The organism is Arenimonas sp. SCN 70-307, assembly GCF_001724815.1.
Classification (GTDB): domain Bacteria; phylum Pseudomonadota; class Gammaproteobacteria; order Xanthomonadales; family Xanthomonadaceae; genus Arenimonas.
Genome location: NZ_MEDO01000021.1, coordinates 1 through 19,825, shown reverse-complemented (window position 1 = coordinate 19,825; position 19,825 = coordinate 1). Strand labels below are relative to the sequence as shown.

The window sequence follows — 19,825 nt, the reverse complement described above, 5'->3', positions numbered from 1 at the left end:
GACGGCGCGGCTCACGGGGCGGCCAGGGACGGGGTGCGCTCGGCGAGCAGGGCCTCGCAGGCCACCGCCAGCGCCGGCGCCATCGCAATGGCATTGCAGGCCGGGTGGGGAATGGTGTCGGTGCTGACGACGCGCCGGGCGCCGGCGGCGAGCAGGCGCTCGTAGGCGTCCTCGGAAAAGACCGCGTGGGTGACCAGGCACGTCGCCGGGGGCAACCCCAGCGTGGCCAGATGCTTGAGGGTTTCGATCATCGTATGGCCCGAGGAGACGATGTCATCGACCACCACGGGCGTGCGGCCGCGAGCGGCGACGGGATCGGGCAGGCTCACCCGGACGGAGCGATCGCCCTCCCGGATCTTGGCCAGCACCTGGAACGGCACCTGCGCCCGCGCGGCGATATCGCCAACCCACTGCGCCGATTCGCTGTCGGGACCGATCAAGATCGCGTCGGGGACGTTGGCCTGCACCCAGGCCGCCATCGCCGCCGCCGCGGCGACATGGCGGGTCGGGATCGAGAACAACCCGTCCAGGCGCGGATTGCGGTGCAGGTGCGGATCCACCGTCACCAGCCAGTCGACGCTTTGCTCCAGGAACCGGGCAAAGATCGGCGCGCTGATCGCTTCGCCGGGATGAAAGCGCGTGTCCTGGCGCATGTAGGGCAGGTACGGGGCGACCAGGCCGACCGAACGGGCGCCCAGCTCGCGGGCGGTCTCGGCGACAAAGCGCAGCGCCAGCGCCACCGAGTCCACGTTCCTCAGGCCGGCCACCACCACCACGTCGACTCCGCTGAGTTGGCGGTCGAGCGTCACCAGCGATTCCCCGTCGGGGAACCGGCGCCAGCCCACGGGTGCCACGCGGGCGTTCAAACGCGCCGCCAAATCCACCGCCAGCGGCTGCAAATCGGGAAAGGGGATCAGCACGCGGCTCATGGGGCCTCCAGGGACAGGATGTCGGTGTGGGTCTGGGCGTAGGCCAAGGCGTAGTCGCGCTCGCCGGGGGACTGGGCGTGCACGGTGTACAGCGGTTGCCCGGCTACGACCGGATCCCCGATGCGCAACGTGCAGACGACGCCGGCCAAGGCCGCGCCGGGTGCGCCGGCCAACTTGGCCACCTTGGCCAGGCGTCGGTTGTCGATCGCGGCGATGCGCCCGGCACGGGGGGCCACTACCGGCGCCTGGAAGGGTGCTTCGCCCGGCTCGCTGAAGCCGCCTTGCGCCTCACAGATGGCCAGGAACTTGGCCCAGGCGCGACCCGAGTCCAATGCCTGCGTGGCCAGGGCCGGTCCCTGACCGGGCGGCGTGCCGGGCGCGAGCTCGAGCAAAGCGCCGGCGACGGCCAAAGCCCGCGTGCGCAGGTCGGCCGGGGCCCCGGGCGCGCCGCGCAGCACGGCCAGCACGTCGCGGGCCTCCAGCGCCGGGCCGATGCCCATGCCGACCGGCTGGCGACCATCGGTGTGCAAGACCGCCAGGTTCAGGCCCATCGCGGATCCGGTGACGGTCAGTCGTGCTGCCAGCGCCTGCGCCGCCGCGTCCGAGCGCACCTTGGCGGTGGGCCCAACGGGCATGTCGATCAGCACTTGGCTCGCGCCGGCGGCCACCTTCTTGGACAGCACACTGGCGACCAGTTGGCCGTCGCTGTCGAAGTCCAGCGGTCGCTCGACCCGGATCAGCACGTCGTCGGCCGGACTCAGGCGCACATTGCCGCCCCAGACGATGCAGCCGCCCTCGCGTTCGACCACCCGCCGCATCGCCGCCAAATCCAGCGCCACCGGGGCCATCACCTCCATCGTGTCGGCGGTGCCGGCCGGGGAGGTGATCGCCCGCGACGAGGTCTTGGGGATGCGATGCCCCAGCGCCGCGATGATCGCGACCACGATCGGGGTGGTGCGATTGCCTGGCAGCCCCCCCACGCAGTGCTTGTCCAGCACCGGACCGCCGCCCCAGTCCAGGCGCTCACCGACCGCCACCATGGCCCGGGTCAGGGCGATCGTTTCGCCGTGGTCCAAGCGCTCGCCAGCGCAGGCGGTCACAAACGCCGCCAGCTCAATGTCGGAGAGCCGGTTGGCGGCGGTGTCGCGCATCAGGGCGAGACAGTCGGCGTCGTCGAGCCGCGCCCCGAACACCTTGGCGCGCAGGGCGCCGGCCGAAGCGGCCTGCTCGGGATGCTGGAACGTCGCGTAGGCGCCGGCCTCGGGCGTTACGGCCTGCCAAGCCGCGTCCGACAGCGCCACCTCATCGACCGCCAGGTGATCGCCCGTGACGACGTTCAGGGTGGCGATGACCTCGCGTGTCCCGACCCGCATCTGGACCCGGGTCAGGGCCGCAAAGCCCTCCGAGCGGCAGACGGGGCAGTCGCGGTGCATATAGACCACCGGCTGCTGGTAGGTATCGATGCCGGCGCGCACCACGCGCAGGCGGGTGTGGGCGTGCTCGGTCATGCCGCCGCCTCGCCGCCGAGCGGCACCCGTTCCAGATGCTCAGGGACGCGGCAGTGCCAGCCGAGCTCGCGCTCGATCCGGCCGCGCAGGGCATCGGCGGCGTCGGGTTCGCCATGGGTGATGTAGGTCATCTTGGGCGTGACCGGGGCCGGGCGCAGCCAGGCAAGCAGTTCCTCGCTGTCGGCGTGGCCAGAGAAACTCTCCATGGCCACGACCTCGGCCTGGATCGGCACCTCCTGCCCGAAGATGCGCAACGATTTCTCGCCGCGCACCAGCGCCGCGCCCCGGGTGCCGCCGGCCTGGTAGCCGGCCAGCAGGATTGCGTTGCGCGAGTCCTGGCCAAACGCCACCAGGTGATGCAGGACGCGCCCACCGGAGAGCATGCCGCTGGCGGAGATGATAATCATCGGCCCGCGCTGCATATTGAGCGCCTTGGACTCCTCCACGGTCCGCACCATGGTGGCCAGCTCAAACATGTCCCGGCACTCGGCGTCGGTCACGTGGTGCTCGTCATGGTGGCGGTGGTAGAGGTCTGTGGCATTGATTGCCATCGGGCTATTGAGATAGACCGGCACGCGCGGGATCTCGCCGCGCTGACGCAGCCGGGCGATATGCAGCATCAGGGCCTGGGCCCGGCCGACGGCGAAGGCGGGAATGACAATGACGCCGCCGCGGGCGGCGACCCGCTTGATCACGGGCGCGAGCTCCGCCTCGGCGTCGGCGGTGGGATGTCGGCGGTTGCCGTAGGTGGACTCGCACACCAGCACGTCCGCACCCTCGAACGGCGCCGGGGCTTTCATCAGCGCGTCACTGGCGCGGCCGAGGTCGCCGGTGAAATGCAGGCGGCGACCGTCAATGGTCAGCGCAATCTGGGCGGCGCCCAGGATATGGCCGGCCGGGATGAACCGGGCACTGACGCCCGGCGCGAGGGCCTGCGGCTCCAGGAACGGGCGGCCATCGAATCGGGTCAGGCACGTCATCGCATCTTCCTGGGTGTACAGCGGCAGCGGATTGGCGTGCTTGGAGTAGCCCTTCTTCTTCGCGTAGCGCGCTTCTTCCTCCAGCAGATGGCCGCTGTCGGGCAGCAGCAGTTGGCTCAGATCGCGCGTGGCCTCGGTGCAAAGGATCCGTCCAGCGAAGCCTTGCTTGACCAGGGCCGGCAGATAGCCTGCGTGATCCAGGTGGGCATGGGTCAGCAGCACCGTGTCGATGGACGCGGGCGCGACCGGAAAATCCGCCCAGTTGCGCTCGCGCAGCTGCTTGTAGCCCTGGAACAGGCCGCAATCGACCAGGATGCGTTGACCCGCCGCCTGGACCAGATAGCGAGAGCCGGTGACGGTGCCGGCGGCGCCGAGGAAATGCAGGGAGCGGGACGCAGGGGAAGACATGAGGGGAATCCTTGTGGGGTAAGGGGCCGCCCGGGGCAGGCGGTTCCGCGGCCAGGCCCCTGCGGCTGCATCGCCAGCCCCCAGGGCCGGCCAACGCTGCCGCAGGCGCCGTTCGTTCATCAGCGGATCAGTTCAACGGTGTCGTTGACCTTGGGCTTGCCGGTGACCACCTGGGCCTGGGCGTAGTGCGTATCGAACAGCTCCGTGATCCGCACTTGGCCGACCGGCTCGCGACGGAACCGGGCACCGGCCGCCTTGGGACTGCGGGAGACCCGCTTGTGGCGCACGACGTCGAGCACCTGCCCGACCTGGGCGCCATCGGCCTCGCCCACGCAGACGACCAACGCGCCCGAGCGGGCCTCGAGTATCTGACCGCGCATCAGGACCTCATGCCGGAAGCCGCTTTCTTCGGCGTGGGCGGTGCCGGCCAAGGCCAGCATCAACACGCCCAGACCCAGCCAGCGACGGGCTCGGCCGCGCAGGATCGGGGTACGGGAGGAAACAGGGACGGTATTCATGACAGGGACTCCTTGAGGGACTCGGGGGACGACTCGGCCGCAGCCGCGGCCAAGGGGAGACGCTTGAGCAACAGCGCATTGACCGCCACGATCACCGAGCTGCCGGACATCGACAGCGCGGCGATTTCGGGCGAGAGCACGAACGGGAAGAGCACACCGGCGGCCAGCGGGAACGCCAGGACGTTGTAGCCCACCGCCCACGCCAGGTTCTGGTGCATCTTGCGCAGCGTCCCGCGGGCGATCGTGATCGCCCGCACGACGTCATAGGGGTCGCTGCGCATCAGCACCGTGTCGGCGCTGTCGATCGCCACGTCGGTACCGGCGCCGATCGCGAAGCCGACCTCGGCTTGGGTCAGGGCTGGGGCATCGTTGACGCCATCGCCCACCATGCCGACCTTCAGGCCCTGGGCCTGGAGCTTCTTGACCTCGGCGGCCTTGTCGCCCGGCAACACGTCCGCGAGCACGATGTCGATCCCCAGGTCGGCCGCCACACGCTCGGCCGTCGGGCGGTTGTCGCCGGTGATCATGGCGACCCGGATATTGCGGCGATGCAGCTCTTCGATGGTGGCCCGCGAGGTTGGCCGAATGGCGTCTGCAATCGCGATGACGCCTGCCAAGCGCCGATCGACCGCCACGTAGATGACGGTGCGGCCGGCGCCCTTGAGTCCGTCGGCCTGGGCCTCCAGTTCGTCCACGGCCACGCCTTGCGCGGCCATCAGCAAGCGGTTGCCCAGATGCACCCAGCGCCCGCCCACCCGACCCATCGCGCCTTGGCCGTCGATATTGGTGTAATCGGTGGCGCGATCCGTGACCGGCCCGGCGTGCTTGAGAATCGCCTGTGCCAGCGGGTGCTCGGAATGCGCCTCCACGGCGGCCGCAACCTCGATCAAGCGCGCCTGGTCCCAGTCCGCCGCCGCCACGGTATCCACCACGTCGGGTTGTCCCACCGTCAAGGTGCCAGTCTTGTCGAAAATCACCACGTTGAGCCGGGCGCATTGCTCGATGGCCTCGGCATGTTTGAACAAGATGCCGTGGCGGGCCCCAAGGCCCGTACCAATCATGATCGCCATGGGCGTTGCCAGGCCCAGCGCATCCGGGCAGGCAATCACGAACACCGTAATCGTCAGGGTGAGCGCAAACAGCAGCGTCTGACCGAGCCACCAGAACCAGACGGCGAACGTCAGCAAGCCGATCACGATCGCCGCCAGCACCAGCCATTGCGAGGCGCGGTCGGCCAGCAGCTGGGCCGGGGCCTTGGAATTCTGGGCGGCCTGGACCAACTGGATGATCTGGGCAAGCGCGGTGTCGGCGCCGACTTTGGTGGCGCGGTAAGTGAAGGCGCCGCTGCGATTGATGGTGCCGCCAACCACCAGAGCGCCCGGCGCCTTCTTCACCGGCATCGACTCGCCGGTGAGCATCGACTCGTCCACTTGGGACTGGCCCTCGAGCACCTCGCCGTCGACCGGCACCTTGGCGCCGGGACGCACGACCACCACATCGCCCACCTGCACGTCGTCAGTGGCGATCTCCACGTCGACATTGTCGCGACGCACGATCGCCCGCGGCGGCGAGAGTTTGAGCAGGGCCTTCATGGCATCCGAGGCACCGGCGCGGGCCCGCATCTCAAGCCAGTGGCCCAGCAGGATGAAGGTCAGCAGGACCGAGGAAGCCTCGTAGAAGTTGGGGCCATCGAACACAAACGTCGCGCCCAGACTGAAGACATAGCCCGTGCCGACACTGAGCAACACCAGCACCGCCATGTCGAGGACGCCACGGCGCAGCGAGCGGATCGCGGCCGTGAAGAAGGGCCAGCCCGGGTAGAGCAGCGCACCGCTGGCCAGCAGCCATAGCCAGACGTTCTCAGTTAGGCCGAATGGCGTCGCCGGCGCGCTCATCAGCCCCATCGGGGACCAGATAAACAGCGGGATGGAGAACGCCAAGGCGACTATGAAGCGCCGGCGCATGTCCGCCGCCGCCGCGTGCAAATCGCCCCCGTGGTGCATGCCCTCGTGCGGGTCCGCGCCGCGCTTGTCCGGCGCGACGGGCGCATGGCCCGCGTGCCCTTGCATCGACGGCGTCGCGTCCTCAGGGAGGGCCGACGCTGCGGGGGAGGGCGACGGGGCATGGCCGGCATGTGCAGAGTGACTGGCGGCCGACCCGGCGGAGGCGCCTGGCGGGACAAACTCGGCGGACGGGGCGCGGCAGGTGAAGCCGCAAGCGCGAATCGCCGCCGTAATCGCCGTCGGCTCCGCAGCGCCGCGGGTATAGCGCACCTGAAGCGTGCCGACCGCAAAATTGGCTTCGGCGGCCTGCACGCCCGGCAACCCGCGAACCGTGGCGGCCAGCGTGCGGGCGCAGCCCTCGGTCAGCATGTCGCCGATCGGCCAGACCCTTACCGCCTGAGTGTTCATGGCGGTGCTCATGACGCCACCGCCAGCGGCCGGCGACGGCGTGGGAAGAACCGCGGCACCGCGTCCGCGTACTGCTCATACGCCGTGCCAAAGCGTGCCCGGGTTTCGTGCTCCTCGTTGATCGCCAGGCGCACATAGGTGATCAGCATCACCGGGGTGTCGTCGGTCGGCTCGTCGGTCTCCGGCGGTGCGGCGACGGCCAACGGGGCCGCGAACAGGCTCGCGAGCAGCAGGGAAACGTTAGAGCGGTTCATCGGTTACCTCCAATCAAGCGATTGACAATGGTGAACAAGGCGCCCGCCACGAAGGCGTAACCGGCGATCGCGAGCGAACCGATCAGCACCGCGCTCCAGCGCAGTTCACCGACCGCCGGCGTGAGGCCGGACAGGCTCAGTCCGTGCACGACCAGGCCCAGGCCGGCGACCAGGGCGCCGGGGGACCACGCCACGATCAGCGTGCAGGCCAGGTACAGCAGGACCGCCGTTACCGACAGCGACAGCCCGCAAGACAAGGGGGATTGACGGGGCCGCGTCATGAGGTCTTTTCCTCTGCAGAGGCGCGACGGCCCAAGAGGCGCCGCGAGGTGGATTTGGGAACGGCGGCGGCCTCGCTGGCCGCGACGGCCTCGATCAGCGCGCAGACGTCACTGCCCGTCGGCACGGCGTCGGGCAGGCGAGACCACTGGGCAACGGCTTGCTCCATTCGCGTCTGCAGCGCCAGGAGTTGCTCGAGCTGGTCGCGGGTTTCCGTCAGCCGACGGCTGATGATGTCGCGTACCAGCGGACATGGGCTCTTGCGCTGGCGGCTGCGCCGTAGGATTTCCTCGATCTCGGCGAGGGTGAAGCCGAGACGCTGCGCCGTGCGGATGAAATGCAGGCGATGCAGTTCCGCGGTCGAGAACAACTGGTAGCCGGCCTCGGTGTGGCTGGCGGCGCGAAGCAGGCCGCGGCGCAGGTAGTTGCGCACCACGTGCACGGTCACGCCTCCCAAGTGCGCCAGACGGCGCACCGTCATCGGCGGATCGGATTTGCGAAGGTCGGCCGTCATTGCATGCTCCCGCAGAACCGTCCGGAGACCGTAAACCTGTGTGTCGAACACAGGTCAAGGCACGCCGGCCGGCGCAGAGCGGCAGTGACAACACGCTTGGAGTGGGACGATCCCATCGTCTTGGCCTCGCACGAACCGCTGCCCAGGGGCGATGCGGTAGGAGTCGGCGGGGCAGGCCGTGGACACGGCGGCTGCACCGAAGCGACCGGAGCCCGGACGGGCACCGGCCGGTCATCGGCGCGGGATCAGATCAGCAGGAGGCTCGCCGGGTGCGGCGTAGGTCGATGCCAAGCGCTATGCGGACGAGCGGCCACCGCGTGACCCGCCGCATCCGGCAGTCGCTGAACGGCTACGACTGGCAGAGTCGGCAGTGGGCCCAAGGCGGGGACAGACGCCAAGCGCGGTGCCTCCTTGCTCAGGTCGCCTTGGCTGCAGTGGGAAGCGCACAGTGGCGCGTCCTCACTCAGCGAGGCCCCATGGCACGGCGGGGGCGGGTCGGCTGCCGCGGGCTGGGCATGATCGGCATGTTCGGCGTGGGCGGGCATCGATGCCATCGCCGAAACTGCGCACGCCGGATGACTCGCCAGAACCAGTTGTGCCCAAACCAGCGCCAGCATCGCCAGCAGCGAGATTGGGGTGCGCCAGCGGTGGCGGCGGAAGCTGTTCATCTTGGTTAGTACCCTACACCTCTCGTGATCCCTGGCTTTGACCTAGGTCAATTGACCGACCCGCACCGTCCTTGCGTCAGGAACTACCAACATGCAGGTGCACGCAACACCCGAAGGAAGTGGATGCGAGTCGTGATGAGTCATGACAAACGCCTGAGGCAAGAGTGGGAGGCAAGCGGACCGCAGACTCCGGGAGCGGCGCGTCGGCCCGGGCGACACGCCCGGGCCGCACGGCCGCCCCCTAGCCTGGGCGCCGGACCCGGCGTCGGTTCGCCGCACGGCGCCGGCGCGGTATGCGGACCCTAAAGCTGGGTGTCGCACGCAAGTCAATGGCCTGGGCGGGGCCGATCATCGCGCCGTCTCCGACATATCAGCGACCGGCAGGGGCTGGGCGCGGGGGCCCAGCAACTCGCGACGCTTGACCAGCGCATAGATCGCCGGGATCACGACCAGGGTCAGGATCGTGGACGAGACCATGCCGCCGACCATCGGCGCGGCAATGCGCCGCATGACCTCCGAGCCGGTGCCCGTGCTCCACATGATCGGCAGCAGGCCCGCCATGATCGCAACGACCGTCATCATCTTGGGTCGGACGCGTTCGACCGCGCCTTCGACGATGGCATCGGTGATATCTGCCAGCGTCAGCGCCTCGCCCTTGGCACGGCGGGCCTGGGCCCGAGCCTCCAGGGCGTGGTCGAGGTAGATCAGCATCACCACGCCGGTTTCGGCAGCGACACCGGCCAACGCGATGAAGCCCACGGCGACCGCGACACTCAAGTTGTAATCCAGTGCCCACATCAGCCACACACCGCCCACCAGCGCAAAGGGCACCGACAGCATCACGATCAGCGACTCGGTGACCCGGCGGAAGTTCAGGTACAGCAGCAGGAAGATCAGCGACAGCGTCACCGGGACCACGATCTTCATCTTGGCGATCGCCCGCTGCATGTACTCGTACTGGCCGCTCCAGGTCGCGTAGTAGCCCGGCGGGAAAGTGACCGAATTGGCCACGGCCTCTTGCGCGGCGCGGACGTAGGCGCCCATGTCCGGATCGCGCGTATCGACGTAGATGTAAGCCGAGAGCAGGGCATTCTCGGTACGGATCGACGGCGCGCCCTTGCGAACCGTCACATCCGCCAGTTCGCCCAAGGGGATCTGGGCACCGTCCATGGTCGGCACCAGCACTTGCTGCGCGATGGATTGCGGGCTGTCGCGCAATTCACGGGGATAGCGCACGATCACGCCAAAACGCTCACGCCCTTCCACCGTCGTGGTGACCATCTCGCCACCTAGCGCGGCAGCGATGACGTCCTGCAGTTCTCCGACCGGCAGGTTGTAGCGCGCCAGCTGGCGACGGTCGGGTTCGATGTCGAGGTAGAACCCACCGGTGAGACGCTCGGCGTAGGCACTGGTGGTGCCCGGAACCGTGCGCACGGCAGCCTCGATTTCCTTGGCGAGTCGCTCCATCTCGCCCAGGTCCGTCCCGAACACCTTGATGCCAATCGGCGTGCGGATGCCGGTGGCCAGCATGTCGGTGCGAGCTTTGATCGGCATGGTCCAGGAGTTGGCCACGCCCGGGAACTGCAGCGCCGTATCCATCTCGGCGATAAGCTTGTCGATGGTCATGCCTTCCCGCCACTGCTCCTCGGGTTTGAGGTTAATGACCGTCTCGAACATCTCCAGCGGTGCCGGGTCCGTGGCGGTGAGGGCCCGGCCGGCCTTGCCGAACACGGACTCGACTTCCGGGAAGGTCTTGATGATCCGGTCCTGCTGTTGGAGCAGCTCCGCGGCCTTGGTGACCGACATGCCGGGCAGCGACGCAGGCATGTAGAGCAGGGTGCCTTCGTTGAGCGTGGGCATGAACTCACTGCCCAAGCGCGCAGCAGGCCAAGCCGTTCCGAGCAAGGCAACCAGCGCCAGCACCAAGGTGGCCGCCTTGTGCCGAAGCACAACGGCAATCACCGGCCGATAGATCGCGATCAGGAACCGGTTCACCGGGTTCTTGGCTTCAGGCAGGATCTTGCCGCGCACGAACAGCAGCATCAGCACCGGCACCAAGGTCACCGACAGCAGGGCGCCGCCTGCCATGGCAAAGGTCTTGGTGAAGGCCAGCGGGTGAAACAGACGGCCCTCTTGCGCTTCCAGGGCGAACACTGGCAGGAACGATACGGTGATGATCAGCAGACTGAAGAAGAGTGCCGGCCCCACTTCCCGGCAGGCATCGATGATCAGTTGTATGCGGGGCTTGGTTCCATCATCGCGCTCGATGTGCTTGTGCGCGTTCTCGATCATCACAATCGCCGCGTCCACCATCGCGCCAATGGCGATGGCGATGCCGCCCAAGCTCATGATGTTGGAGTTCATGCCCAGCAGGCGCATCGCCAGGAACGCGATCAGCACGCCTACGGGCAGCATGATGATGGCCACCAAGGCGCTGCGCACGTGGAAGAGAAACACGATGCACACCAGTGCGACGATCAGGCTCTCTTCGAACAGGGTCCAGCGCAGGGTGGCGATGGCCCGGTGGATCAGGTCGGAGCGGTCATACACGGCGCGGATTGACACTCCCTCAGGCAGGCCCGGACCGATCTCCGCGATCTTCTCTTTGAGTCCCTCGATCACCGACAAGGCGTTCTCGCCGTAGCGCGCCACCGCAATGCCGCCCACCGCTTCTCCTTCCCCGTTGAGCTCGGTGACGCCACGGCGCTCATCCGGCACCAGCTCGACCCGGGCCAGGTCGCCCACCAGCACCGGGGTGCCGTCCTCGGCCTTGACGACCAGCTGTTCAATGTCCTCGATGCCGCGCAGGTAGCCGCGGCCGCGGATCATGTACTCGGTCTCCGCCATCTCCAGGACGCGCCCGCCGACGTCCCGGTTGCTGCTGGCGATCACCTCCGAGACCCTCGAGAGGGGGATGCCGTACTGGCGCAGTCGGCCGGGGTCGACGGTGACCGAATACTGGCGCACGAAGCCGCCCACACTAGCGACCTCGGCCACGCCCGGGGCCTTGGTCAGCTGGTAGCGCACATACCAGTCCTGGATGGCGCGCAGTTGGTCGAGCGACCACTGTTCGCCCTCAAGCACATATTGATAGACCCAGCCCACGCCCGTGGCGTCCGGTCCCAGCGTGGGGGTCACGCCCTCGGGCAGCTTCTTGGAGGCGAAGTTCAGATACTCGAGTACGCGTGAGCGCGCCCAGTAGATGTCGGTGCCGTCCTCGAAGATCACGTAGACGAAGGAGGCCCCGAAGAACGAGAAGCCACGCACGACCTTGGACTTGGGCACCGCCAGCATGGCCGTGGTCAGCGGGTAGGTGACCTGGTCCTCGACCACCTGCGGCGCCTGACCAGGCACTTCGGTGAATACGATGACCTGCACGTCCGACAGGTCGGGCAGGGCATCGAGCGGGGTTTTGGCGACGGCGTAAATGCCGGCGGCAGTGACTGCGATCGCCATCACCAGAATCAGGAAGACGTTGCGGACCGACCATTCGATCAGGCGGGCAAGCATGTCACTGCCCTCCCGAATGGGCAGCGTGCGGGTCATCGACCGGGGGCGCCGTCGGCTCCGCGGACGCGTCATGGGCGCTGTGGTCCTCGGCCGGTGGTGTCGAGCCGTGCTCCATGCCCTGCATGGCCGATCGCAGGTTGCTCTCAGCATCGATCAGGAAGTTCGCTGAGACCACGACCATCTCCCCGGCCTCGACGCCTGACAGCACGGCGACCCGGTCGCCGGCGCGAGCACCCAATCGAACCTCGCGTGGCGCGAAGCGGCCCGGCGCCGTTTGCACCAGAACCACTTGGCGCGTCCCGGAGTCGATGACGGACGAACGTGGCACCACGACGGTAGGCTCCCCGCTGCGGCCCTGCAGTTCCACATCGCCAAAGAGCCCGGGGCGCAGGACCCCATCGGGATTGGGCAGTTCAATTCGCACGCCGACCGTGCGGCTGGCCAGGTTGACCACCGGCTGCAGGAAGCTCACCTCACCTTCGAAACGCTGCCCGGGCAGACTGGGCGTCTCGAAGCTGGCCTGGCTGCCGATCGCCAGATCGGCCGACGCCGATGTCGGCACCTCGGCGATCACCCAGACCGTGGAGAGGTCGGCGAGCCGCAGGATGGTCTGGCCCGGGGTGAATCGGTCGCCCTGGACGACGGGCTTATCTACCACGACGGCATCGGCGGGTGCCGACAGCACCAGGCGGGCCTCTCGACCCTGGCGAGCGACCTGTGCCCCGGCCACCTCCCAGTTGCGTAGGCGCGTTTGCGCCGCGTCGCGCAACTGGCGCATGGTGGCCGCGCTGGCCGGATCGCTGTCGGCCAGACGCTTCGCCGCCGCATCGGCCACCGCGTACTCGCCTTGGGCCGCGATCAGCTCCGGGCTGTAGATCGCCATCAGCGGCTCGCCGCGCCGCACTGTCATGCCGGTCTCGTTCGCGTACAGGGTCTCTATCCAGCCCTCAAAGCGCGGGGCAACTACAAATTGCCGAGTCTCGTCCACCTGCACCGAGGCGCTCGCACGGACGTTGGCGACCAAGGCCTCTCGAACGGCCACCTCGGTGCGCACGCCCAATTTCTGGACCTTGTCGGGCGGCAACACGACCGTTCCCGGCTCCGCGGCCGGCTCTCCGCCCTCAAATACCGGGATGTAGTCCATGCCCATGGCGTCCTTCTTGGGCACGGGCGAAGTGTCGGGCAGACCCATGGGGTTGCGGTAGTACAAGATCTTGCGCTCGCCCGATTCGGCCGAGGTCTCTTGGACGTTCAGCGACCCGGCGTCCGGCGCCGAGGCGCGTCCCGACCACCACCCCAGGGCCAGCGCCGCTCCAACAGCGAGGGCCAGGACACTCCAATTGAACCGATTCATTCGACACTCCCAATCAGGGCGCGCACCGTAGCGGCGCCAACGAGTTCATTACGACGGACATCCACGCGCGACAGATCAGCGCCTTGCCAGGCCTCCAAGGCCTCCAACAAGGTGCCGAAGTCGACGTCGCCGACCCGGTAGCTGGCGAGGGCGGATTCGAAGTTGGCCTGCGCCTGCGGCAACAATGTCTGCTCGATCAGGCGGCGCTGCTCGCGTGCACTCCGGGTCTGGGCCCACGCCTGGCCCAGTTGGCCCTGCAGCTCGGTACCGATCGCCTCGGCACGCGCCGTTGCGGCGTCCCTCATCAGCAGGGCCTCACGCTCTCGCTCACGCAGCGCACGCCGCTGTAGCGGGATCTCCACTTCGAGCATCACCTCGTAGGCGTCGACGCGATCATCGCGCTGCATGACGCCCACGCCGAGCGTGAGATCAGGCAAACGGCGGCGGCGCTGGAGCTGCGCCGCCGTATCGGCCGCCCCAGCCAGTGCCGTACTGGCCCGCAAGGCAGGATGCCGGGCCTCCGCCAGCAGGCCGAGCGCTTCGCCGAGCGAAGCGGCCGGCACGGCCAGCACGGGCTCGCCGGTCGGCTCGGCCAAGGGGGCGTCGGCCGGCCGGCCGAGGGTGGCGTTCAACATGGCCACGGCCTCTTCACGGATAGCCAGGCGCTCGATACGTTCGCGCTGCATCGCGGTGCGGGCCACCTGCGCGCGGATGGAATCCTGCTGGGCCGCGACGCCCAAGGCGTACCGTACCCGGGCAACCTCTTCCATCTGCGCCAACAGTTCGATCAGCCGGTCAACCACGGCCACACCCTCGCGGGCATGCCAGTAGCGCACATAGGCCTGCTCCGCCTGCGCCAGCAACCTCAGCGCCGCGGCTTCCCGCTCCAGCTGGACGGCGTCAGCCTGCTGTCGCGCCACGTCGCGGGCCAACCCGCGCTTGCCCCATAGCGGGATAGGCTGTTTCACGCTGTAGGTCGCCGACCCGACGTTACCGGGCAGTAAGTTCGGGCGATCAGGGTTGATCCCCTGCAATGAGATGCCGACCATCGGGTCGGGCAGGGCGCCAGCGGGGTAGATGCGTGCCTCGGCTGCTTCTGCCTCGGCCTGCATTGCCTGCAAGTCCGGGTTGTTGGCCAACAGCCAGGCCCGCACGGACGCGACATCGGCGCCGGGAAGCGGTGTGTCGGCAAAGGTCGCCGGCGCGAACACAAGCAGTGTCGCCAAGGCCAAAGCGTGGAGCGCGCCACGGCGCGGGTGGGTAGGGCGGGGCCCCGGGGTGGTACGGGTGAGCGTGGATCCCATGATGTTCGCCTTGCACGGCTGCTGGCCACGGGGGCCGCAGGGGTGGCTCGGTCGGCGCCGGCCGTAGGACGTGGCCGAACCGATGTTTCGGGCGACGGCGCACAGCGGCGCCGGCCGGTCATCGGTGTGGGATCAAATCAACAGGAGACTGGCGGGGTGGGCAGTCGGTCGATGCCAGGAGCGCAATGGCCCCGGGGTTTGGGCGGCATCAGCCTCATGAGGCAGGCGCTGCACCCTCATGACCGGGACTACAGAGCAGGCGCCCAAGGCAGGAACGGCCAGCACGCGAGCCACATCCGGGCTCAGGTCACTGCGACTGCAATGGGTATCGCAAACGGGAGAATTCTCCGGGGACGGCGACGGATGGCAGGGGGCCGGCTCGGGGTCCACGTGCCCTGTCGACACGTCGTGGGCATGGTCCATTGCCATGCTGGCCAAGGTACAGGCCGGGTGGGCAGCCAGGACCAATTGCGACCACAGCAGCGCCACCATCGCCAGAAGCGAAAGGCGGGTACGCAAGCGGTGGCGGCGAAATGTCTTCATCCTGGGCGGCACGGTACCTGTTCTGGTGTCTTGGCGGCTTGACCTGCGTCAACTCACCGGCTCCGGGCATCGGACAGGCTTCGGTCCGGAAAGTTCCGGCGCCGCAACCCCGTGACAAGCGTAGCATCGGATCCGTCCACCGTCCGACAAGCACTCCCTCCTGATGAGGATCCAAGTCCCGTGACCGTTGTGACCCAGCCCGTCATTCGCCGCGTCCTGGAGGGGTGCGGTGCGCCCTGCGTGGAAGCCGTGACCGCCGAGGCCCTGCATCGCGATTGTTTCTGCGTCGCCGTGGATCCGGATGCCGTGCGTGAGCAAGTCAACGGCCTGCTGGCGTCGGAGGGCGCATCCAGTCGCTTGACCGATGCCCACGCGCACTTGTTCGCCGCACTCCCGATCTTCGTGCCCGAGCACACCGTTCAGCAGATGGAGGCGGCCGTGCAGGCATTGAGCGCGGCCGTCGCGACCCCTGCCTTTGTCGAAGCCGCGTTGGCCTGGGCACCCGTCATCGCCCGGTACGAGCCTGGCTCGCCCGGCGGACTGCTGGGCTTTGACTTTCATTTGGGGTCCGAAGGACCCCGGCTCATCGAGATCAACACCAATCCCGGTGGCCTGCTGCTCAACGCCCTCTTGGCCAAGGCACAGCGTCTTTGCCTGCCGTCGCTGAGCACGCCGGCCGCTTCCGGCGAGGCCGAGCAGGCCGCCATCGACGTCCTGCTCGATGAATGGCAGGCGCAGGGCGGACGCGCCGATGACTCGCTGGTGGCCATCCTGGATCACGCGCCAGAGCAGCAGTATCTGTATGCCGAGTTCCTGCTGTTCAAACGAGCGCTCGAAGCGCGGGGCTATAGGACGGCGATCTGCGACCCGGGCGACCTGCGGTTTGTCGACGGGGCGCTGCGGCTGGGCGAGGAGCGCATCGGCTGCGTGTACAACCGCCTCACTGACTTCGCGTTGACGGCTCCCACCTCGCAGGCCCTGCGCCTGGCGTATCTCGCGGGTGCGGTGGCGCTGAGTCCCCATCCGCGCGCCCACGCCCTGTGGGCCGACAAGCGCAACCTGACTTTGTTGGGAGACCGCTCATTCTTGGCCAAAGCAGGCCTGTCGCCGGATCGGCAGACCCTGCTCACCGAGATAGTCCCGCGAACGGTGCTGGTGAGCGCGGACAATCGCGAGCAGCTGTGGGCCACACGACGAGAATGGTTCTTCAAGCCGGCCGCGGGCTTCGGCAGCCGCGCCAGCTACCGGGGCGACAAGCTCACCCACAAGACTTGGGCGCAGATGGCCGATCAGGACTACGTGGCACAGGCCCTGATTCCACCCAGTGTGCGACACACAGGACCCGAATCAACCCCTTTGAAGGTCGATCTGCGCGGCTATGCCTATCAGGGGCAAGTGCTCTTCTTCGCGGCCCGCCTCTATCACGGGCAAACCACCAACTTCCGCACGCCCGGGGGCGGTTTCGCACCCGTTCTAACCCTTGCGCGCACCTGAGTGCACGAAGGGGGGGGCAGCGCTCTGCATTCATTTCGTTGACATGTATTTCAAAGCTCCCGCGCCGACTGCCAAGAAAGTCAGTGTCTGCGTTGGGAGGACTCAGTCGGCATGACGGTGTCTAGGCTGGCCATCGGACGCTTGCCGCCTGAGAAAGTTGAACTCTGTGACCAGCATCGCCGTCATGATGACCAGAGCCACGATGAGGATCACAGGATCGGAGACTATTTTGACCTAGAGAAAGCTTACAAGGACGGTGAGATCAAGCCCAATGGCCAACGCTGGGACCACCGGATTGGCACCTAGTCCATGATCAAGTAAAAGGTAATGCCAAGCGCTGCTTGGCCAGACTGCACCTCCTAAGCCCCCCCTTTGGACGGCAGAGCGGGAGGAGGGAGAAGTACTGAACTGCGTGAGAGATGCCATTAGCCGGGAAGCGGAAAAATCCGCTTGATCCGCTGCCTAGGCGCCTGAGGGAAACGTCGATGTCCATGCAGCGATTTGTTGGTCAAAGGCTGTATCACTTGGTGGGCGCGCGTCGGCCAGGCGCAGATCAGGAGAACTTCGAAACGTTGTGCGCGATCTTGCGTTCAATGGAGTTGAGGGCCTGCGAGGTCGCGGGCGAGCGCGGGGGGATGCGAACTGTCCGTGACCCGGCGCGCCCGGTGACCAATGGAGAACCGATCCAGCAATCCGTGGTCTGCTTGTGCGACATCCCGAGGGAAGACTTGCCATTCCACGCCCGGCGCTACGGCCGATTCGGAATCGGAATATGCCGGTCGGTGGTGGCCCAATGGGGCGGTCGGCCCGTCATCTATATTCCGTTCTCCAAGAGAGCGTACGGAAATTGGGGTGCGCGATTCCCAGGCGAGGTGAAGTCGGTGCTGGAGGGGCTAGACCGCTTCTTCCCCGATACGCCCGCCGTCAGGTCCAAAGCTGCCGGCGCTCCCGCCCAAGACGCACAGGAGGCCGTGGACGAGGCGAGTAGTCTAATCACCCGTGATCTCCAGGCCTTCCTCAAGTTCTGGGATGTCGATCTCCCGGAGGATCACCCCGAGAACTTCTATATGGAGCGGGAGTGGCGCAAGTTCGGAAACCTCGAGTTGGCCTCGTGCCTGCAGGAAGTCGTCGCGCCGCCGCGGTACCACGATGAGTTGCGGACCATCCTCGACAATCTCCGAGCACGGGGGCGCTACCTGATCGGGGAGGTGGAGCTCACCAGCATCCTGGAGTAGTCCCGGCTCGCGTCCAGGGCTAGCTTTGGGAATTTTTCGTATCGACCTGGAGTCCCAGGCTCCAGTGGCAGGAGTATCGTCGAGGTAGTCCCGACGACCGGTACCGGGGTAGGGGGGCGAGGCCTACGGATTAGGGACCATTATCGAGGGTGGGCGGGCTGGATTGCCAACCCGAGCGGATGTCCTGCGCGCGCGTGGCGCCGAACGAGCCGAGCGTCACTGCGGCGAAGATTGCGTAAAGCGCCATGTTCAGGCCCTTCTTGGGGAACATGCCAGGCATTGTGGCGAGCATGAAGATCCCCATCGGAGCCCACATGGTCAGTGCCATGTAGAACATGTTCAGGTTGTTCCGGAAGTCGCGGACACCATCGATCATCGAAAACATGACGATGTACATCACCGCGAGACCGAGCACCATGTTGATCCAGAACAGCAGATAGGGACGCCCGCTGCCCTCGGCGTGCTTGTGATCTGTCCCTTGAACAGCGTGTGCCATGTTGCTTCTCCTAGTGTTTCCGGAACAGTGTCCCACCCGACGTCAACCATCCTGGAAAGCGTTGCACCGCGACAGTTACGGCAACGTGTGCGGTCGCACCTGGTTCTCGGGTGCGTCGGAGACGTACAGGCGGCACCAGTTAGGCCTGCCAGCGTGTGTGTCGTTGAAAGGTATGGTCAAGCGGGGCTGAGCGTCCCGAGCACTGAAACGACAATGAGGATCAGGATCGCCAGCGCAGCCTCGGCCGCAACGCTCTGCCGCAAGGCTCGCACCTCCTGCGAGGGATCTCCGCCGGCCAGCGCCCGTTCAAGGCGCGGCACCAGCGTCCATCGGTGCATTGCTCCCAGGCCCAGCATTCCGCCGAACAGGGCAAGTTTGAACAGCAACAGGTTTCCGTAGGTGCTCTGGACCAGCGTCGACAATGACCACGCGGTGAGATCACCGTAATGCGCGATGCCGGACACAATGAGCGCAGCAACGAAAATCGTTCCAAGCGTCGAGAATCCACGCAGGAAGTCATGCGTTGATCGCAGACGCCCGTTGCCCGCAGCGCCCTTGCCGCGCAGGAGCATTCCCAGGAACATCAGGACCGCTGCGATCCAGCCGCCTGCAGCGAGAAGATGGACGAGGCCCACAGAGAGCCGGACCGCGCCTGCCACGCCCTCGCCAGCGGCGGCGTGGCCGTTCCATGCCAGCGAGGCGAGGGCGCCGCCCGCCAGCGTCGCCGCGAACGGGAAGGCGGCCTCCACCTTCCCGCGACGACGATGCCATCCGAGTACAAACGCCATGGCGATCAGCAGCGCGCCTCTCGCCATGGCTGCGCGGCCTGCGGACGTATCAAACAGATACCAGCCGAGCGATTCGCGATCAACGTCGGCAATCGGCATTCCCATGATGCCCGCGGTCTTGAAGACGACATCGGCCCCGGTGAGCACGAGACCGACGGCGGCACTCACCAACAGAACGCCCATGAATGGCCACCCGGCCAGGGCGTGGGCGAGTGCCGGTCGACGCAAACCGTACCAACCGAACAGTGGGACGCCGAAAAGAAGCATGAGAACCAGGTACTCCAGGAATCTCAGTGCGTAAGCCGACAGGTCGAACATTCGCGACTCCTCAGCGCACCGTGAAGCTGAAGCTGCCCGGCATGGGGTGATTGTCACCACCGACGGCGCGGTATTCCACCGTATAGACGCCTGGAGCCAGCGGCTGGGGCAACTTGGCACGCAGGGTCTTGCCGTTGTTGACGATCTCGGTCGTGAAATTCTCGATCGGCATGGTGGAGCTGCCGTGCTTCATGACCAGCTTGAGCCGCGACGCTCGCGGAATCAGCGTCTCGTTGAACACGAGATCGATCTGGCTTGGGGAGGCCACGACCGCATTTGCTGCCGGTGTGGACTGCTGTAACGCCGCGTGGGCG

Annotated in this window: 15 protein-coding genes and 1 pseudogene; 2 read left to right on the top strand and 14 right to left on the bottom strand. The window is 67.2% G+C overall.

Annotated elements, in window-relative coordinates:
• Positions 1 to 11 precede the first annotated feature (11 nt).
• From ABS41_RS11465 to ABS41_RS11415, 11 genes are all read right to left on the bottom strand, one after another.
• A complete protein-coding gene (locus ABS41_RS11465) occupies positions 12 to 929 on the bottom strand; it encodes a ribose-phosphate diphosphokinase (RefSeq protein WP_290594566.1) in 918 nt (305 codons plus the stop codon).
• Entirely contained in the window at positions 926 to 2,437 is a 1,512-nt protein-coding gene (locus ABS41_RS11460) for a thymidine phosphorylase family protein (protein WP_290594565.1), read from the bottom strand. Before ABS41_RS11460 ends, ABS41_RS11465 begins: the two co-directional genes overlap by 4 nt.
• On the bottom strand, positions 2,434 to 3,825 hold the full coding sequence (locus ABS41_RS11455; protein WP_290594564.1) for an MBL fold metallo-hydrolase: 1,392 nt from the start codon (positions 3,823 to 3,825) through the stop codon (positions 2,434 to 2,436). The genes ABS41_RS11460 and ABS41_RS11455 overlap by 4 nt, the downstream gene beginning before the upstream one ends.
• Before the next feature lie 119 nt (positions 3,826 to 3,944).
• Positions 3,945 to 4,343: a hypothetical protein gene (locus ABS41_RS11450; RefSeq protein WP_290594563.1), complete on the bottom strand. Its 399-nt coding sequence runs from the start codon at positions 4,341 to 4,343 to the stop codon at positions 3,945 to 3,947.
• The gene (locus ABS41_RS11445) at positions 4,340 to 6,766 is read right to left on the bottom strand and encodes a heavy metal translocating P-type ATPase (protein WP_290594562.1); all 2,427 of its coding nucleotides are present in this window, start codon (positions 6,764 to 6,766) and stop codon (positions 4,340 to 4,342) included. Before ABS41_RS11445 ends, ABS41_RS11450 begins: the two co-directional genes overlap by 4 nt.
• Positions 6,763 to 7,008: a hypothetical protein gene (locus ABS41_RS11440; protein WP_106989563.1), complete on the bottom strand. Its 246-nt coding sequence runs from the start codon at positions 7,006 to 7,008 to the stop codon at positions 6,763 to 6,765. The genes ABS41_RS11445 and ABS41_RS11440 overlap by 4 nt, the downstream gene beginning before the upstream one ends.
• Positions 7,005 to 7,289, bottom strand: coding sequence for a DUF5676 family membrane protein (locus tag ABS41_RS11435; RefSeq protein ID WP_162782054.1), 285 nt, complete (start codon positions 7,287 to 7,289; stop codon positions 7,005 to 7,007). Before ABS41_RS11435 ends, ABS41_RS11440 begins: the two co-directional genes overlap by 4 nt.
• Positions 7,286 to 7,801: a MerR family DNA-binding protein gene (locus ABS41_RS11430; protein ID WP_205208532.1), complete on the bottom strand. Its 516-nt coding sequence runs from the start codon at positions 7,799 to 7,801 to the stop codon at positions 7,286 to 7,288. The genes ABS41_RS11435 and ABS41_RS11430 overlap by 4 nt, the downstream gene beginning before the upstream one ends.
• Positions 7,802 to 8,817: 1,016 nt before the next feature.
• Positions 8,818 to 11,979 carry a CusA/CzcA family heavy metal efflux RND transporter gene (locus tag ABS41_RS11425; RefSeq protein WP_343123835.1) on the bottom strand — a complete coding sequence of 1,054 codons (3,162 nt, stop codon included), beginning with the start codon at positions 11,977 to 11,979 and terminating at the stop codon, positions 8,818 to 8,820.
• A gap of 1 nt (position 11,980) precedes the next feature.
• Entirely contained in the window at positions 11,981 to 13,333 is a 1,353-nt protein-coding gene (locus ABS41_RS11420; RefSeq protein ID WP_290594561.1) for an efflux RND transporter periplasmic adaptor subunit, read from the bottom strand.
• Positions 13,330 to 14,559, bottom strand: coding sequence for a TolC family protein (locus ABS41_RS11415; protein WP_290594560.1), 1,230 nt, complete (start codon positions 14,557 to 14,559; stop codon positions 13,330 to 13,332). Before ABS41_RS11415 ends, ABS41_RS11420 begins: the two co-directional genes overlap by 4 nt.
• An 801-nt stretch (positions 14,560 to 15,360) precedes the next feature.
• On the opposite strand from ABS41_RS11415, the gene ABS41_RS11410 reads away from it, so the two are divergent.
• Entirely contained in the window at positions 15,361 to 16,674 is a 1,314-nt protein-coding gene (locus ABS41_RS11410; RefSeq protein WP_290594559.1) for a hypothetical protein, read from the top strand.
• A gap of 485 nt (positions 16,675 to 17,159) precedes the next feature.
• Positions 17,160 to 17,909 (top strand): abortive infection system antitoxin AbiGi family protein, encoded by a 750-nt coding sequence (locus tag ABS41_RS11405; RefSeq protein WP_162782051.1) that lies wholly within the window; start codon positions 17,160 to 17,162, stop codon positions 17,907 to 17,909.
• Between the two features lie 184 nt (positions 17,910 to 18,093).
• Here ABS41_RS11405 and ABS41_RS11400 read toward each other — a convergent pair.
• From ABS41_RS11400 to copC, 3 genes and pseudogenes are all read right to left on the bottom strand, one after another.
• A pseudogene (locus tag ABS41_RS11400) lies at positions 18,094 to 18,405 on the bottom strand (DUF305 domain-containing protein); the annotation flags it as partial.
• 176 nt (positions 18,406 to 18,581) lie between these two features.
• Positions 18,582 to 19,511 carry a copper homeostasis membrane protein CopD gene (gene copD / locus ABS41_RS11395; protein WP_290594556.1) on the bottom strand — a complete coding sequence of 310 codons (930 nt, stop codon included), beginning with the start codon at positions 19,509 to 19,511 and terminating at the stop codon, positions 18,582 to 18,584.
• 10 nt (positions 19,512 to 19,521) lie between these two features.
• Positions 19,522 to 19,825 (bottom strand): copper homeostasis periplasmic binding protein CopC (gene copC, locus ABS41_RS11390; RefSeq protein WP_290594555.1); only part of this gene is annotated, 304 nt, incomplete at its 5' end.

What these genes read in the sequence shown, in the direction of transcription:
- ABS41_RS11460 (WP_290594565.1), bottom strand. Translation starts at nt 2,437, where the DNA reads ATGACCGAGCACGCCCACACCCGCCTGCGCGTGGTGCGCGCCGGCATC.
- ABS41_RS11440 (WP_106989563.1), bottom strand. Translation starts at nt 7,008, where the DNA reads ATGAACCGCTCTAACGTTTCCCTGCTGCTCGCGAGCCTGTTCGCGGCC.
- copD (WP_290594556.1), bottom strand. Translation starts at nt 19,511, where the DNA reads ATGTTCGACCTGTCGGCTTACGCACTGAGATTCCTGGAGTACCTGGTT.
- ABS41_RS11445 (WP_290594562.1), bottom strand. Translation starts at nt 6,766, where the DNA reads ATGAGCACCGCCATGAACACTCAGGCGGTAAGGGTCTGGCCGATCGGC.
- ABS41_RS11405 (WP_162782051.1), top strand. Translation starts at nt 17,160, where the DNA reads ATGTCCATGCAGCGATTTGTTGGTCAAAGGCTGTATCACTTGGTGGGC.
- ABS41_RS11450 (WP_290594563.1), bottom strand. Translation starts at nt 4,343, where the DNA reads ATGAATACCGTCCCTGTTTCCTCCCGTACCCCGATCCTGCGCGGCCGA.
- ABS41_RS11430 (WP_205208532.1), bottom strand. Translation starts at nt 7,801, where the DNA reads ATGACGGCCGACCTTCGCAAATCCGATCCGCCGATGACGGTGCGCCGT.
- ABS41_RS11455 (WP_290594564.1), bottom strand. Translation starts at nt 3,825, where the DNA reads ATGTCTTCCCCTGCGTCCCGCTCCCTGCATTTCCTCGGCGCCGCCGGC.
- ABS41_RS11420 (WP_290594561.1), bottom strand. Translation starts at nt 13,333, where the DNA reads ATGAATCGGTTCAATTGGAGTGTCCTGGCCCTCGCTGTTGGAGCGGCG.
- ABS41_RS11425 (WP_343123835.1), bottom strand. Translation starts at nt 11,979, where the DNA reads ATGCTTGCCCGCCTGATCGAATGGTCGGTCCGCAACGTCTTCCTGATT.
- ABS41_RS11435 (WP_162782054.1), bottom strand. Translation starts at nt 7,289, where the DNA reads ATGACGCGGCCCCGTCAATCCCCCTTGTCTTGCGGGCTGTCGCTGTCG.
- ABS41_RS11465 (WP_290594566.1), bottom strand. Translation starts at nt 929, where the DNA reads ATGAGCCGCGTGCTGATCCCCTTTCCCGATTTGCAGCCGCTGGCGGTG.